This window comes from Streptomyces sp. PTY087I2 (genome assembly GCF_001687325.1).
Classification (GTDB): Bacteria; Actinomycetota; Actinomycetes; order Streptomycetales; family Streptomycetaceae; genus Streptomyces.
Genome location: NZ_LZRD01000065.1, coordinates 1 through 14,314, shown reverse-complemented (window position 1 = coordinate 14,314; position 14,314 = coordinate 1). Strand labels below are relative to the sequence as shown.

The 14,314-nt window shown below is 73.6% G+C and carries 14 protein-coding genes; 12 read left to right on the top strand and 2 right to left on the bottom strand.

The window, feature by feature from the left end; all coding sequences use genetic code 11:
- From A3Q37_RS34855 to A3Q37_RS36230, 8 genes are all read left to right on the top strand, one after another.
- Positions 1-660 (top strand): HEAT repeat domain-containing protein (locus A3Q37_RS34855; RefSeq protein WP_176711579.1); only part of this gene is annotated, 660 nt, incomplete at its 5' end.
- Positions 657-974, top strand: a complete 318-nt coding sequence (locus A3Q37_RS34850; RefSeq protein WP_065491185.1) for a zinc-ribbon domain-containing protein — start codon at positions 657-659, stop codon at positions 972-974. The genes A3Q37_RS34855 and A3Q37_RS34850, both read left to right, overlap by 4 nt.
- A 155-nt stretch (positions 975-1,129) precedes the next feature.
- Positions 1,130-1,960, top strand: coding sequence for a hypothetical protein (locus A3Q37_RS34845; protein ID WP_065491183.1), 831 nt, complete (start codon positions 1,130-1,132; stop codon positions 1,958-1,960).
- Entirely contained in the window at positions 1,957-3,339 is a 1,383-nt protein-coding gene (locus A3Q37_RS34840; RefSeq protein WP_065491181.1) for a HAMP domain-containing sensor histidine kinase, read from the top strand. Before A3Q37_RS34845 ends, A3Q37_RS34840 begins: the two co-directional genes overlap by 4 nt.
- A 92-nt stretch (positions 3,340-3,431) precedes the next feature.
- Entirely contained in the window at positions 3,432-3,932 is a 501-nt protein-coding gene (locus tag A3Q37_RS34835; protein ID WP_065491180.1) for an SH3 domain-containing protein, read from the top strand.
- A 189-nt stretch (positions 3,933-4,121) separates the two neighbouring features.
- Positions 4,122-5,501 carry an FtsW/RodA/SpoVE family cell cycle protein gene (locus A3Q37_RS34830; RefSeq protein ID WP_065491178.1) on the top strand — a complete coding sequence of 460 codons (1,380 nt, stop codon included), beginning with the start codon at positions 4,122-4,124 and terminating at the stop codon, positions 5,499-5,501.
- Positions 5,498-6,955: a penicillin-binding transpeptidase domain-containing protein gene (locus A3Q37_RS34825; RefSeq protein ID WP_065491176.1), complete on the top strand. Its 1,458-nt coding sequence runs from the start codon at positions 5,498-5,500 to the stop codon at positions 6,953-6,955. Before A3Q37_RS34830 ends, A3Q37_RS34825 begins: the two co-directional genes overlap by 4 nt.
- A 38-nt stretch (positions 6,956-6,993) precedes the next feature.
- Positions 6,994-8,310 (top strand): amidase family protein, encoded by a 1,317-nt coding sequence (locus A3Q37_RS36230; protein ID WP_107471640.1) that lies wholly within the window; start codon positions 6,994-6,996, stop codon positions 8,308-8,310.
- Positions 8,311-8,317: 7 nt separating this feature from the next.
- On the opposite strand, the gene A3Q37_RS34810 is transcribed toward A3Q37_RS36230, so the two are convergent.
- Both A3Q37_RS34810 and A3Q37_RS34805 read right to left on the bottom strand, forming a co-directional pair.
- Positions 8,318-9,160: a hypothetical protein gene (locus tag A3Q37_RS34810; RefSeq protein ID WP_065491174.1), complete on the bottom strand. Its 843-nt coding sequence runs from the start codon at positions 9,158-9,160 to the stop codon at positions 8,318-8,320.
- Positions 9,161-9,289: 129 nt separating this feature from the next.
- A complete protein-coding gene (locus A3Q37_RS34805) occupies positions 9,290-10,402 on the bottom strand; it encodes a ferritin-like domain-containing protein (RefSeq protein WP_065491172.1) in 1,113 nt (370 codons plus the stop codon).
- 237 nt (positions 10,403-10,639) lie between these two features.
- Here A3Q37_RS34805 and A3Q37_RS34800 point away from each other — a divergent pair, with 237 nt between their 5' ends.
- From A3Q37_RS34800 to A3Q37_RS37455, 4 genes are all read left to right on the top strand, one after another.
- Positions 10,640-11,575, top strand: coding sequence for a diiron oxygenase (locus tag A3Q37_RS34800; protein ID WP_065491170.1), 936 nt, complete (start codon positions 10,640-10,642; stop codon positions 11,573-11,575).
- Between the two features lie 34 nt (positions 11,576-11,609).
- Positions 11,610-12,386, top strand: coding sequence for a TetR/AcrR family transcriptional regulator (locus tag A3Q37_RS34795; RefSeq protein ID WP_065491168.1), 777 nt, complete (start codon positions 11,610-11,612; stop codon positions 12,384-12,386).
- Between the two features lie 4 nt (positions 12,387-12,390).
- A complete protein-coding gene (locus A3Q37_RS34790; RefSeq protein WP_065491166.1) occupies positions 12,391-12,666 on the top strand; it encodes a hypothetical protein in 276 nt (91 codons plus the stop codon).
- Between the two features lie 105 nt (positions 12,667-12,771).
- Positions 12,772-14,314 (top strand): serine/threonine-protein kinase (locus A3Q37_RS37455; protein WP_176711578.1); only part of this gene is annotated, 1,543 nt, incomplete at its 3' end.

Sequence of the window (14,314 nt, the reverse complement as noted above, 5' to 3'; positions counted from 1 at the left end):
GCCCCCGAGGTGCTGCGGGTGCTGCGCGGGGCGCCGGAGTACCGGGGCGAGTGGCTGCGTACGGCGGCGCTGCGGGCGCTCGGTTCGTTCGGGCCCGCCGCGCGGGAGGCCGTCCCCGAGCTGCGGGCGCTGATCCGCCGCCCGGGCACGGCGTCCGCGACGGAGGCGGCCGAGGCCCTGTGGGCGGTCTCCGGGGACGCCGACACGGTGCTGCCGGTGCTGATCGAGGGCCTTCAGTCGGACCAGGTGCACGACCGGCGGGCGGCGGCGGTGGCGCTGGGGGCGCTCGGGCCGCGCGCCGCGGTGGTCGCGCCCCGGCTGCGCGGGCTGCTGGCGCACGAGGAGCTGTGGCTGCGGGTGGACGCCGCGATCGCGCTGTGGGAGGTGTCCGGCCGGTCGCGGGAGACCGTCGCGGCGCTGCTCGCCGCCTGGGAGCAGAACCGTCACGTCCGGGTCCGGGTGGCAGAATGCCTGGCACGGATGGGGCCGGTCCCCGAGGGGTCGGCCGCAGCGCACGTCCTGCGGAGCGAACTCGTCTCCGTACGCCGTCACAACGCGATGGACGGCGGGTACGGCAGTCACGACATCCACGAGGACGAAAAGCTCCTGGCGCTGTGCCGGCAGGCACTGCGGGGGACGGGGAAAGGAAGCGCGTCATGATCATTTTCGGTACCAAGGGCTACCTCTACCAGCTGGCCGTCCTGACGATGGTGTGCGGCTGGTGCGGCAATCCGGCGGCGCACACCCTGCGCAAGCGGGTCACGAAGTTCACGCTGTTCTTCGTGCCGCTGTTCCCGTTCTCGACGAAGTACGCCACGCAGTGCACGTTCTGCGGCGGGGAGCGGCAGATACCCAAGGAGGAGGCGGACCAGCTGCTCGCCCAGGCCGCGGCCGGGCAGGACGGCAACGCCTACGGCCAGGCCCCGCAGCAGCCCGGCGTCACGCCGCCCGGGCAGAACCCGTACCAGCGCTGACCCGGCCCTCCCCCAGCACTGGCCCAACACTGGCCCAGCGCTGAACCTGCGGCGACCGTAGAGCCACGCAACGTCACACAGCGGTGCGAACCGGGCATTGCACTCGGCCCTCCGATTAGGGTGTGAACCCTCTGTCGTCGAGGAGGAGGCGAGCCGTGCGTCCGCACCGCGCCCCGGCGGCGACCCGCACCGTCATGTCCGCCGTGTCCGCCGTCGCCGCGCTCGCCCTGCTGTCCGGCTGCGGCGCGGCGGGCGGCCTGAAGAGCGCGGGGGACGCCCCGTCCGCCGTCGAGCCCAAGGCCCTGTGGCCGGAGCTGCCGCCCGCCTCCTCCGCCCCGTACGACTACGGGGAGGGCGAGACCGCGCGGATCCCGGGGATCCGGGTGCCCGGCGGTGATGTGCGGCGGCTGGATCCGGTGGCCGTGGCGCAGGCCGGGCTGAAGGCGAAGACCGACCGGGACAGCGGCCTGGACGAGCTGCCGAAGGGCACGGTGCGGCAGATCGAGGCGTGCCGGACCGCGCCGGACGACTGCCCCGTCCTCCCGCCGTACTACCGCGATCTGACCGGCGACGGCAGGGACGAACTGGTGCTCGGCATCCGCATGCCCGACCGGCAGCTCGCCGTGCGCGTCTACATGCCGGACGGGGGCGGGCTGACCCGGATCATGTCCACGTACGACGCCGTGATCAGCGTGGAGCTGGCGGGCCGGGACCTGATCATGCGAGCTCCGTCGGTGATCCCGGGGTACGAGTACCGCACCGCGTGGTCCTGGGACGACCGGCAGCACGCGATGCTGCCCACCCGGGACGAGATCCTGCGGACGCCCGAGCACCGCAAGGCCCCTAGGCCGAAGCGCACGCCGACGAACCCGACAACAGGCACGCCCACCCCGTCCGCCGGCGCCTCCTCGGATCCGGGCGCGTCGACGGGTTCCCCGGCCCCCACCTCCCGTACGCCGTCCGACTCCGCCGCGGGGGCGCGATGAGGCGCCGACGCCGGTTCCGCTCGCCCCCCTGGACCGCGAGCCTCACCTGGAAGTCCGCGGTCTTCCTGACCGCCATGTGCTGCACCCTGGCCGCTCTCCTCGGTGTCCTCGTGCACACCGCCGTCACCCGGCAGACCGTCGAGCACGCCCGCGAGAAGACACTCGCCCGGCTGGAGGTGGTCACCGACGCGTACGAGGCCGGGGAGCCGCTGCCCCGGGGGTCCGGCATCGACCCGCCCGGCCTGCCCGCCTCGCTGCGCGCCCTCGCCGCCGGCGGCGAGCGGGGCACCGTCGTCGCGGACGGGCCGCACCCGCCGGGCGACCCGGACGGCCAGAGCGGCCCCGCGATGTGGGCGGCGGGTCCGGCGGACGGGCGGGCGCTGGCCACCTGGACGGACTACAGCCACAGCGCCCGGACCATCGGCGGCCTCGACCGGGCGATCATCGGCTCCTCGCTGCTGGCCATCGCCGCCACGCTGCTCGTCGGGCTGTTCGCCGTCGGCCGGGTGACCCGCCGGCTCCACCAGAGCGCGCGGGTGGCCCGCCGGATCAGCGCGGGTGACCTCGACGCCCGGGTGGACGACCCGCGTACCGCGCGTCCGGTCCGCGCCCAGGACGAGGTGGCGATCGTGGCGGGCGCTCTCGACACCATGGCCTCGACCCTTCAGCGCAAGCTCCAGACCGAGCAGCGGTTCACCGCCGACGTGGCGCACGAGCTGCGCACCCCGCTGACCGGACTGTCGGCCGCCGCCGAGCTCCTGCCGCCGGGCCGCCCCGCGGAGCTGGTGCGCGACCGGGTGCGGGCGATGCGGGCGCTGACGGAGGACCTGCTGGAGATCTCCCGCCTCGACGCCCGCACCGAACAGGTCGACCTCGCCGTGCACGAACTCGCCCCGATCGTGGAGCGGGTCGTCCGCACCTCGGGCACCGACACCGAGGTACGGGTGAGCGGCGCGGCCCGGGTGGAGACGGACCGGCGGCGGCTGGAGCGGGTGATCGGCAACCTGGTGGCCAACGCCCACCGGCACGGGGCCCCTCCGGTGGTGCTGAGCGTGGACGGCGCGGTGGTCACCGTACGCGATCACGGGCCGGGGTTCCCGGCGTATCTTCTGGAGGGCGGGCCGCAGCGGTTCCGTACGGACGGCGCGGGGAAGGGGCACGGCCTCGGGCTGACCATCGCGCTCGGTCAGGCCCAGGTCATCGGCGCCCGGCTGGACTTCGACCGGGCATCGGACGGCGGGGCGCTCGCCCGGTTGACCCTGCCGGAGTACGTGGCGCTCGACGACGCCGATTCCGACGGGAACCCCGGTGGGGACAGGGGTCGGCGGGGCCCGGACGACCCGGACGGCTCAACAGGGAACCACCCTCACGCATCGTGACGCGTTGCAGACCGTGAGTGGCGATCCTAGCGTGACGACCACGAGCCCAGCTCGTGTCCCCCACGTTCCCTTTCCCCTCGCATGGAGGCAGCATGTCCCCCCTGTCCCGCCCCTCGCGGCTCCGCCGGCTCGGCCTCTGCGTCGCCACCGGCACGCTCGCGGCGCTCACGGCCGCCGCCCCCGCCGCAATGGCGGCCGACCCCCAGCCCGTCGGTCAGCGTACGGAGGCCACCGCTCCGGACCCGACGTCCGACGAGCTCTCCGCCTCGGCCCTCCAGCGCGAGCACGAGGCGCAGCAGAAGGAGGCCCGCCAGGAGGCGCAGCAGCAGGGCCAGACGCGGCCCCAGGCGCCCAAGCGGACGTACAAGGGACGGGTCATCGCCAAGCCGTACCTGCTGCTCCGTGACAAGCCGACCCGCAGCAGCCGCATCGTCGGCTCGGTGAAGTACGGCTCGGTCGTCCACATCTTCTGCAAGACGCAGGGCGACAACGTCGACGGCAACAACCGCTGGTACCTGCTGACCGACGGCACCTGGGCCTGGGGTTCGGCCCGCTACATCGAGAACATCGGCGCCGCGCCGAAGTGGTGCTGACCTGGCGTCACCCGCACATCCGCGCCACCGCACACCCGCACATGCGCCCGCCCGTGGAGCCCGGCCCCTGTCGCCGCGCGTTCCACGGGCGGGCGCATGTGCGGAGGGGCTCCGGAATCGGCAAAGGTATGACGTAGCAAAGGTGTGACATAAGGGAAATGCCGTCCACCTCTTGCTACGTTGCGGAGCATGACCGCAACGACGGCGGACGCTCCCCCGCCCGAGCTCCGCCTGCCCAAGCGGCGCGGGGTGGAGCTGGCCCTCCTCGTCGGGGGCGTCCTGATCTCCGTCCTCGGCTATGCGGCGGTCGGGCTCACCCACGACGGCGCCGTGCCGCCGGACGTCGCCGGGTACGGTGCCGGGCTCGGGGCGCTCGCGCTGCTCGCCCATGTCGCGGTCCGCTTCCGGGCCCCGTACGCCGATCCGCTGCTGCTGCCGATCGCCGTCCTGCTCAACGGGCTCGGCCTGGTGCTGATCTACCGGCTCGACCTGGAGACGCCGAGGGACCAGGCCGCGCCCACCCAGCTCGTCTGGTCCACGCTCGGCGTCGCGCTGTTCACCATCGTGGTGGTGCTGCTGCGCGACCACCGGGTGCTCCAGCGGTACGCGTATCTCTCGGTGGCCGCGGCGCTGGTGCTCCTGATCGTGCCGATCTTCTTCCCGGCGGTGAACGGGGCGAAGATCTGGATCCGGATCGGCGGACTCTCCTTCCAGCCCGGGGAGTTCGCGAAGATCCTGCTCGCGGTGTTCTTCGCCGCCTATCTGGCCGCCAACCGCAACGCGCTCGCGTACACCGGCCGCAGGGTGTGGAAGCTGCAACTGCCCGCGGGCCGGGTGCTCGGGCCGATCGTGGCGATCTGGCTGCTGAGCGTCGGCGTGCTGGTGCTGGAGCGCGATCTCGGCACCTCGCTGCTGTTCTTCGGGCTGTTCGTCATCATGCTGTACGTCGCGACCGGCCGGACCGGCTGGATCGCGGTAGGGCTGCTCCTGGCGGCCGTGGGCGCGTTCGTCGTCGGCTCCTTCGAACCGCATGTCCACAGCCGGGTGCAGGACTGGCTGGATCCGTTCGCCTCGATCGACGCGGGGCGGGGGCCCGGCCAGCTCGCCCAGTCGCTGTTCGCGTTCGCGGCGGGCGGGATGCTCGGGACGGGGCTCGGCGCCGGGAACTCGATCCTCATCGGCTTCGCTGCCAAGTCCGACTTCATCCTCGCGACGGCGGGCGAGGAGCTGGGCCTGTCCGGGCTGACCGCGATCTTCCTGCTCTACGCGCTGCTCGTGGCGCGCGGCTACCGGGCCGGGCTCGCCCTGCGCGACCCGTTCGGGCGGCTGCTCGCGATCGGCCTCGCCTCGATCCTGGCGCTCCAGGTGTTCGTGATCGCGGGCGGGGTGATGGGGCTGATCCCGCTGACCGGGATGGCGATGCCGTTCCTGGCGCAGGGCGGCTCGTCCGTCGTCACCAACTGGATCATCGTGGCGCTGCTGATCCGGCTCAGCGACGTGGCGCGCAGGCCTCACCCGGAGCAGGTGGAGACCGGGGTCGTCGCGGCGGCCGTGGAGGAGGACCGGTGATCCGCTACATCCGGCGGGCCGCCGCCTTCTGTCTGCTACTGCTCGTGGCGCTGCTCGTCAACGCGGCCCGCGTCCAGCTCTTCGAGGCCGACGAGCTGGACGACAACCCGGCCAACCGCCGTAACGCCATCGTCCGTTACGACCAGCCGCGCGGGAACATCCTGGTCGGCGACCGGCCCGTGACCGGCAACAAGGAGACCGGCGAACAGCTCAGCTTCGAGCGCACCTATCTGCACGGCCCGCTGTACGCGCCGGTGACCGGATACGCCTCGCAGACGTACGGCACCACGCTGATCGAGAACGCCGAGGACGCCGTGCTGTCCGGTACGGATTCGCTGCTGGCGCCTTTGCCCTTCTGGAACGAGTTCACGCGGGGCCGGCAGCCGGGCGGCGATGTCGTGACCACCATCAAGGCGTCGATGCAGCAGGCCGCGTACGACGGGCTGCGCGGGCGCCGGGGCGCGGTGGCGGCCCTGGATCCGTCGACGGGCGCGATCCTGGCCCTGGTGTCGACCCCGTCGTACGACCCCGAGCGGCTGTCCGGGACCGGGGCGGCGGTGACCGAGGCGTGGTCGCGGCTGAACGCCTCGACGAGCATGCCGATGCTGAACCGGGCCATCCGGCAGACCTATCCGCCGGGCTCCACGTTCAAGATCGTGACGGCGGCGGCCGCGCTGGACGCCCGGGCGGTGACGGACCCCGACGCGGCCACGGACACCCCGTCGCCGTACGTCCTGCCGGGGACGCGGACGACTCTGCCGAACGAGGCGAGGGGCTGCGAGAACGCGTCGCTGGCGGACGCGATCCGGGTCTCCTGCAACACGGTGATGGCCCATCTGGGGGTGGAGGTCGGCCTCGACGGGATGGTGGAGACGGCGGAGAAGTTCGGCTTCAACGACACCGGGCTGCGCATTCCGTCCGGGGTGGCGAGGAGCAACTTCGACACGGACATGAGCGAGGACCAGCTGGCCCTGTCCTCGATCGGTCAGTTCAACACGACGGCGACCCCGCTCCAGATGGCGATGGTCGCTGCGGCGGTGGCCAACGGCGGGGATCTGCGGCGTCCGCATCTGGTGGACCGGGTGACGACGAACACCGGGGACACGGTCCGGCGGGAGGGGTCGGAGGCGTACGAGCGGCCGATGAACCCGGCGACGGCGGTGCAGCTCCAGCGGATGATGGTCGAGGTGGTGGAGAACGGTACGGGGTCGAAGGCGGCGATCGACGGGGTCCGGGTCGGCGGCAAGACCGGCACCGCCCAGCACGGCGTCGACAACTCCGGTCTGCCGTACGCCTGGTTCATCTCCTGGGCCCAGGCCCCCGACTCCGGCCGTCCTTCCGTCGCGGTGGCGGTGGTGGTGGAGGACGCCGCCGCCGACCGGGCGGACATCAGCGGCGGCGGCAGCGCGGCGCCGATCGCCCGGGCGGTGATGGAGGCGGCGCTGGAGGAGTAGCCGGGGCGCGCGGAGGGGCGCACCGGCAGACTGGGGTCATGACGCGTACGACCTCCGCGGTGGCGCGGGCCCTGGAGCGGATCGAGCGGCTGGACCCGGCGCTCCACGCGTTCATCGAGGTCTGGCCGGACGAGGCGTCGGCCCGGGAGCGGGAGGCCCTGGCCCGGCGACTCCCGCTGGGCGGGCTGCCGTTCGCGGTGAAGGGCCCCTCCGGCATCCGCTCGTACACGGCCCGCCGGCTGATCGCGGCGGGCGGGGTCCCGGTGGGCGCGACCTCGGTGCCAGGCCCCGGCACGCCCTGGCAGACGTGGGGGCAGGGGGCCCACGGCCGTACGGTCAACCCGTGGCGGGCGGACCGCACCCCGGGCGGGTCCTCGGCGGGGGCGGCGGTCGCGGTGGCGACCGGGATGGCGGAGGCGGCGACGGGCGGCGACGGGGCCGGCTCGGTGCGCATCCCGGCCGCCTGGTGCGGGGTGTTCGGCCTGAAGACGACGAACGGGCTGCTCCCCTCCCCCGACCGGTCGGGGCTGGCCGCGGCCGGGTTGCTGGCCCGGTCGGCGGCGGCAGCGGAGCCGTTTCTGCGGCGGGTGCTGGGGGGTGGTGGCGCGCGGGGGGACGCGCGGGCCGGGCTGCCGGTGCCGGAGCCCGCCGCCTCCGCCCCGCCGGTGCTGATGCCGGAGCCGGCCGCCTCCGCCCCGCCGATGCCGGAGCCGATGCCGATGCCGGAGTCCGCCGCCGCCCGACCGCTGCCGACGCCGGAGCTCGCCGCCACCTCCACCCGGCCGCTGCCCGCGCCGGAGCCCGCAGCCTCCGCCCCGCCGCCGCAGACGCCGCTCCCCCCGGACCTCCCCCTCCCCGTCGTGTACAGCGAGGACTTGGGGTTCGCGGAGGTGGACCCGGAAGTGGCGGCCGTCGTCCGGGCGGCCGTGGACCGGCTCGTCGCGGTGGGGACCGTGCGTCTGCTGGAGCGCGAGGCCGCGCTGCTCGACCCGGCGGGCGCCTGGGCGGCGGTACGGGGCGGGGCGCCGGGCGACCCGGAGGCGGTGCGGGTGCGGCGGGCGAACGACGAGCGGCTGGACGCGCTGCTCTCCGGCGGGGCCCTGCTGCTGACCCCGGCCACCCCGAACCGGCCGCACGGCCACGAGGGCCCGGGCTCCCGCTACTCCACGGCGCTCACCTGGGCGTTCAACCTGAGCGGGCATCCGGCGGCGAGCCTGCCCGCCGGGTTCACCGGGGACGGCTGCCCGGTGGGGCTCCAGGTGGTGGCACCGCGCGGCGCGGACCTGGGGCTGCTCGCCGCGGCCCGCGCGGTGGAGGACGCCCTGCCCGCCGCGCCGGCACCGGGGTGCCGCTGAGCGGCGGTCAGCCGATCGGCCGGCGGATCTCCTCGCGGACGTCGGCCGTCTCCGCCGCGACCGCCGCCAGGTCGATGGACTTCGGGTCCTTGAGCAGGGTCTCGGGCCGGATCACGCCGATCATCGCGGCGGTGTTGTCGTCGCCCCAGGCGCACATGGGGATGGTGACGAGGCCGCCGGACTCCTTCGACTGCACGACCTGGCACTCGACCGTGATGGAGTGCCCCTCGGGCCGGAACTTCCTGGGGGGCACGACGAGCTTCGAGCCGTCGGCATCGGCCGCCCCCTCCATGATCTTGCCGCGCATGAAGTCGGGGCTGGCCAGCCGCCCGTACATCCCCGAGAGCACCAGCGCGCCGCCCTTGGCCGATGTGTAGTGCGCGACGACCGCCTCGGCGTCCCGGATGCTGGCGTCGGGGGTCTTCTCGATCTCCTCGCCCTCGGTCTCCGAGAGGTCCTGCTCCAGGCTGAACTCGCCGTCCAGGAGCTTCTGCTGCACGACGAGTTCGTACTCCGCCTTCGGGTACACCAGGTCGGCGCCCTTGTCGGCGAGCTGGGTGACGCCGAAGACGATCCCGCCCGCCGCCACGACCGCGCCGACCGCGACCCCGACGATCAGCCCGGTCCGCTTGCCGCGCGAGGGCTGCGGCCCCTGGGGCGGCCAGCCGCCGCCCGCGCCCGCCGGGCCGGGCTGCCCCCAGCCGCCCTGCTGGGGCGGGGGCTGCTGCGGGTAGCCGTAGGGCTGCTGGTGCGGCACGGCACCCGGCGCGGCCGGCGGCGGACCGCCGTACGGGTTCTGCGGGTGCGGCGGCCCGTACGGGCCCTGCGGCGGGTGCGGCGGGGTGGTCATGCGCTCACGGTACGGCAGGTTTGCGAACGGATTTTCGACGCGGCCGATATCGGTATCAGGTCGAGAGCAAGGGGTCTCAGGCGGCCGCATCAAGAGGTCTCGGGCGGCCGCCTCACCGCCCTCCCCGTCTCAGGCGGCCGCCTCGCCGCCCTCCTCGATCGCCTCCGCGACCTCCGCCACCCGGGCCTCCTCCTCGGCGGCGAAGCGGTCGCGGTCCAGTTGCTCGGCTATCTCCTCGTCCTGGGACATCAGCAGGTCGAGGTTGGAGTCGCCGAGTTCGAGGACGCCCATGTCGACGTACGCCTTCTGGAGGCGCGGGCCCCACAGGCCGATGTCCTTGACGCACGGGACGATGCGGCTGAAGAGCAGCTTCCGGAAGAGCTGGAGGTACTCCGAGTGCTCCGAGAGGTCCTTCGCCTCCTGCTTGCCGATGCCGAAGTTCTCCAGGACCTCGACCCCGCTGAGCCGGTCCCGCATCAGGTAGCAGCCCTCGATGACGAACTCCTCGCGTTCGCGCAGTTCGGCGTCGCTCAGCTGCTTGTAGTAGTCGCGCAGCGCCATCCGCCCGAAGGCGACATGGCGGGCCTCGTCCTGCATGACGTACGCGAGGATCTGCTTGGGCAGCGGCTTGGTCGTCGTGTCGCGGATCATCCCGAAGGCGGCCAGCGCCAGGCCCTCGATCAGGACCTGCATCCCGAGGTAGGGCATGTCCCAGCGGGAGTCGCGCAGGGTGTCGCCCAGCAGGCCCTGGAGGTTGTCGTTGACCGGGTAGAGCATGCCGATCTTCTCGTGCAGGAAGCGGCCGTAGATCTCGGCGTGCCGGGCCTCGTCCATGGTCTGGGTGGCGGAGTAGAACTTCGCGTCCAGGTCGGGGACGGACTCCACGATGCGGGCCGCGCAGACCATCGCGCCCTGCTCGCCGTGGAGGAACTGGCTGAACTGCCAGGAGGTGTAGTGCTTGCGCAGCTCGCCCCGGTCCTTCTCCGTCATCTTCGCCCAGTGCGGGGTGCCGTACAGCGTCAGCGCCTCGTCGGGGGTGCCGAGCGGGTCGGTGGGGTCGACCTCCAGGGACCAGTCGATGCGCTTGTTGCCGTCCCACTGCTTGTCCTTGCCCTTCTGGTAGAGGGCGAGGAGGCGTTCGCGGCCGTCGTCGTAGTCCCAGTTGAACCGGGCGGATCCGGTGGCGGGGATCTGCCAGATCGGTTCGGCTGGCGGGGTGCTGTAGAGCTCATGGGTGGACACGGACGGCTCCTTCGCCTCGGACAGCGGGACGTGATCGACAAGTTCCGTGACGCCGCAGGCAGTTGAGCGCGTGCATCAGCCGCCTCCCCGGCAGGTTCACACGTTGGTAGACATCGGGTCAACAAGTCGGACGGAGTCACGTCCAGGGGATTGACGCCCTTACTGACAGCCAGTCTCATAAATGGTGACCACCAGTAACACCCGCTCCCGGCAACCCCTGTGTGAGGTGCTCCCGCCATGACGACCGTCACCGCTCGCGATGTGACCGTGCTCCGCGACGCGCTCGGGCCGCTCCGCGACCGCGAGCAGATCGCCCTGCGGCTGCTCGAATCCTCGGCCAAGCACTCCTTCGACCCCGACACCGAACTCGACTGGGACGCGGCCGTCGAGGAGGGCAAGTGGTTCTGGCCGCCGGAGCTGCTCTCGCTGTACGGGACCCCGATGTGGGACCGGATGTCCGAGGAACAGCGGCTCGACCTCTCCCGGCACGAGGCGGCCGCGCTCGCCTCGCTCGGCATCTGGTTCGAGATCATCCTGATGCAGCTGCTGGTGCGGCACATCTACGACAAGCCCGTCACCAGCAACCACGTCCGCTACGCGCTCACGGAGATAGCCGACGAGTGCCGGCACTCGATGATGTTCGGCCGCATGATCGACTGGGGCGGCGCCCCGACGTATCCGGTGCCGCGCGTCTACCACAACCTCGCGCGGGTTCTGAAGACCGTCTCCACCACCCCCGGTTCGTTCGCCGCGACGCTGCTCGGCGAGGAGATCCTCGACTGGATGCAGCGCCTGACCTTCCCGGACGAGCGGGTGCAGACCCTGGTGCGCGGGGTGACCCGGATCCATGTCATCGAGGAGGCCCGGCACGTCCGGTACGCCCGGGAGGAGCTGCGCCGCCAGATGGTGACCGCCCCGCGCTGGGAGCGGGAGCTGACCAAGGTGAGCTGTGGCGAGGCGGCCCGGGTGTTCTCCGTCTGCTTCGTGAACCCGCAGGTGTACGAGAACGTCGGCCTGGACCGCCGCGAGGCCGTCGCCCAGGTGAAGGCGAGCGGCCACCGTGCGGAGGTCATGCAGTCCGGCGCGAAACGGCTCACCGACTTCTTCGACGACATCGGGCTGCTGAACGGCGTCGGCCGCCGACTGTGGCGAAGCTCCGGTCTGCTGGCCTGAGGTGTATGAGTCCGTACCGTCTAGGCTCGGGGGCATGACGTCCACCGCCGCAGTCCCGCCGCCCCGGGCGACGTACCGGAGGCTCAGCGTCGAGGAGCGCCGCGCCCAGCTGCTGCTCGCCGCGCTCGGCCTCTTCGCCCACCGGGCGCCCGACGAGGTCTCGCTCGACGAGGTGGCGGTGGCGGCCGGGGTGTCCCGGCCGCTCGTCTACCGCTACTTCCCGGGCGGGCGGCAGCAGTTGTACGAGGCCGCACTCGGCTCGGCGGCCGACGAGCTGACGCTGTGCTTCACCGAGCCGCCGGTGGGCCCGCCGACCGAGCGGGTCGCCCGAGTCCTGGACCGCTATCTGCGCTTCGTCGACGAGCACGACACCGGGTTCAGCGCCCTGCTGCGCGGCGGCAGCGTCGTGGAGACCTCCCGTACGACGACGATCGTGGACGGGGTGCGGAGGGCGGCGGCCGACGAGATCCTGCGCCATCTCGGGCGGATGGGCGGGGCCGGGGAGCAGCCCCCCGGGCCGAGGCTGCGGATGATGGTGCGCAGTTGGATCGCGGCCGTCGAGGCCGCGTCGCTGATGTGGCTGGACGACGGGAAGCAGCCGGCCGCGGCCGAGCTGCGCGGCTGGCTGGTCGACCAGCTGATCGCCCTGCTCGCCGCGACCGCCGCCACCGACCCGGAGACCGCCGCGGTGGTGAACGACCTGCTGGCACTGGAGACCTCCGAAGGACCGGCCGGACAGCTGGCGGAACGGGTGATTCCGGTCGTCGCGGAGGCGGCGCACCTGCTGCCCGCGTCCCCTGCGTCAGACTGACCGGGTGAAGAGCGAGAACACCCCTTTCCGCGGCGGCCCCCTGGACGGCCGGGTCCTGCCGATCCTGCTGGGCCCGACCGGCCATCCGCCGAAGTGGTACGAGGTCCCGGTGCCCTCCCCCGACGGCGGCCCCGCGACGGTGTACGCCTACCAGCGGGTTCCGGCCGGATACACCAAGCGGCTCGGGATCCAGCGGGGCTGGGTGTACGAGTACGCCCCCGGCGGCCGCGAGCACCGCACGCTCAAGTGGCCCTGGTCCAAGCCACCGCGCCGCGACTGAACGGTGGCGGGCGGTCCCCGCGTACGGCACAGGCCCTAAGATCGACGGTCAGGCGCCGGGGACGGGCCATCCGGCCGCCGTACAACGGTCACAAGGGGGTGCGCCATGGAGGCGCTGCGTCAGGACGATCCACGCCGCTTCGGTCGCTTCACCGCGCTGGCCCGCTTCGACGAGGGCGCGAGCGCCGTACGGTACGTGGCCCGGGACATCGCGTCCGGCGAGACGGCCCTGATCACCGCCGCGCGCCCCGAGCTGGCCGCCGTCCCCGTCTTCAGCCGCCGCTTCCAGGCCGAGGCCCGCACGGCCGAACGCCTCGCGGGCGGCTGGGTGACCCCGCCCCTGGACACCGGGGACCCGGCGGACGAGGCGGAACCCCTGTGGACGGCGGCGGGTTACGTCCCCGCGCTGCCGCTGGCCGAGGCGATCGGGATCTCCGGTCCGCTGCCCGAGCGGGCGCTGCGGATACTGGGCGCGGGCATCGCCGAGATCCTGTCCCGGGTGCACGCCGCCGGGTCCGTGCTCCAGGGCCTGGCCCCCGGCACGGTGCTGCTGGCGGCCGACGGGCCCCGCCTCACCGCCTTCGGCCCGCTGGGCGCTGCGGCCTCGGCGGAGGCCCGGCCGGGTGGCCAGCTGTCGGTGCGGCTCGGCTATCTGACGCCCGAGCAGATCGAGGGCAAGGAGGTCTCCGCCGCCTCCGACCTGTTCGTGCTGGGGCTGCTCCTGGCGTACGCGGCGACCGGGACGACCCCGTTCACGGAGGGCCCGCCCGAGGAGGCCACCCGCCGGATCGCCGAGGACGAGCCCGAACTCGACGCCGTACCGGAGGAGTTGCGCGAGCTGATCGCGAACTGCCTGGCGAAGGACCCGGACCAGCGGCCCACCGCCGGCACGGTCGCCGCCGAACTGGCCCTGGAGGGCGCGGCGGGCCTGGCCCGGGGCGGCTGGCTGCCCGAGCGTCTCGCGGCGGCGGTGGCGGACCAGGAGGCGAGGGTCCTGGCCCTGGAGGTGCCGGAGGAGGGGGCCGCCCCGGCGGATCCCGGGAAAACGGCCGGTGCCGAGCAGGCCGGTACCGAGCAGACCGGTGCCGAGCAGGCCGCTGCCGAGCAGGCCGCTGCCGAGCAGGCCGCTGCCGAGCAGGCCGGTGGCGGCGGGGCCGATGCCCCTGCCGCTGCCGAGAACGCCGCCCCTGAGGGTGCCCGGCCCGAGGACGCCGCTCCCGAGGACGCTCAGCCCGAGGCCCCTGAACCTGAGGACGCCCGGCCCGAGGACCCCCGGACGCTTCGGGAGCCGGAGGGTGCGCGCACGGCGCCAGAGCCCCAGGACGCCCAGCCCCAGAACGTACCCGCGCTCCAGAAGCCCGCCGACGTCCCCGCACCCTCCGGGGACACCCACGCGAGTAACGGGGACATCAGTGAGGAGGACCGGGGCACCACCCGGTTCCTCAACACCGGGCCCCGGCCGCCGCAGAACGACCGGCCGACCACCCAGCTCGCGCTCCCCCACGAACTCACCGCGCCCGCCCCGGCAACGCAGCCCGCGCAGCCCTCCGCGCCCCTCGCCCTGCCCGCCGCGCCCGTCAGCCACACGCACGGCGGGCCCGCCCCGTATCCCGCGGCCGCGCTCCCGGCCGGGCCCGCGGGGCCGGGCG

What these genes read in the sequence shown, in the direction of transcription:
- A3Q37_RS34800 (WP_065491170.1), top strand. Translation starts at nt 10,640, where the DNA reads ATGACGACCGTCACCGCTCGCGATGTGACCGTGCTCCGCGACGCGCTC.
- A3Q37_RS34795 (WP_065491168.1), top strand. Translation starts at nt 11,610, where the DNA reads ATGACGTCCACCGCCGCAGTCCCGCCGCCCCGGGCGACGTACCGGAGG.
- A3Q37_RS34835 (WP_065491180.1), top strand. Translation starts at nt 3,432, where the DNA reads ATGTCCCCCCTGTCCCGCCCCTCGCGGCTCCGCCGGCTCGGCCTCTGC.
- A3Q37_RS36230 (WP_107471640.1), top strand. Translation starts at nt 6,994, where the DNA reads ATGACGCGTACGACCTCCGCGGTGGCGCGGGCCCTGGAGCGGATCGAG.
- A3Q37_RS34840 (WP_065491181.1), top strand. Translation starts at nt 1,957, where the DNA reads ATGAGGCGCCGACGCCGGTTCCGCTCGCCCCCCTGGACCGCGAGCCTC.
- A3Q37_RS34810 (WP_065491174.1), bottom strand. Translation starts at nt 9,160, where the DNA reads ATGACCACCCCGCCGCACCCGCCGCAGGGCCCGTACGGGCCGCCGCAC.
- A3Q37_RS34830 (WP_065491178.1), top strand. Translation starts at nt 4,122, where the DNA reads ATGACCGCAACGACGGCGGACGCTCCCCCGCCCGAGCTCCGCCTGCCC.
- A3Q37_RS34850 (WP_065491185.1), top strand. Translation starts at nt 657, where the DNA reads ATGATCATTTTCGGTACCAAGGGCTACCTCTACCAGCTGGCCGTCCTG.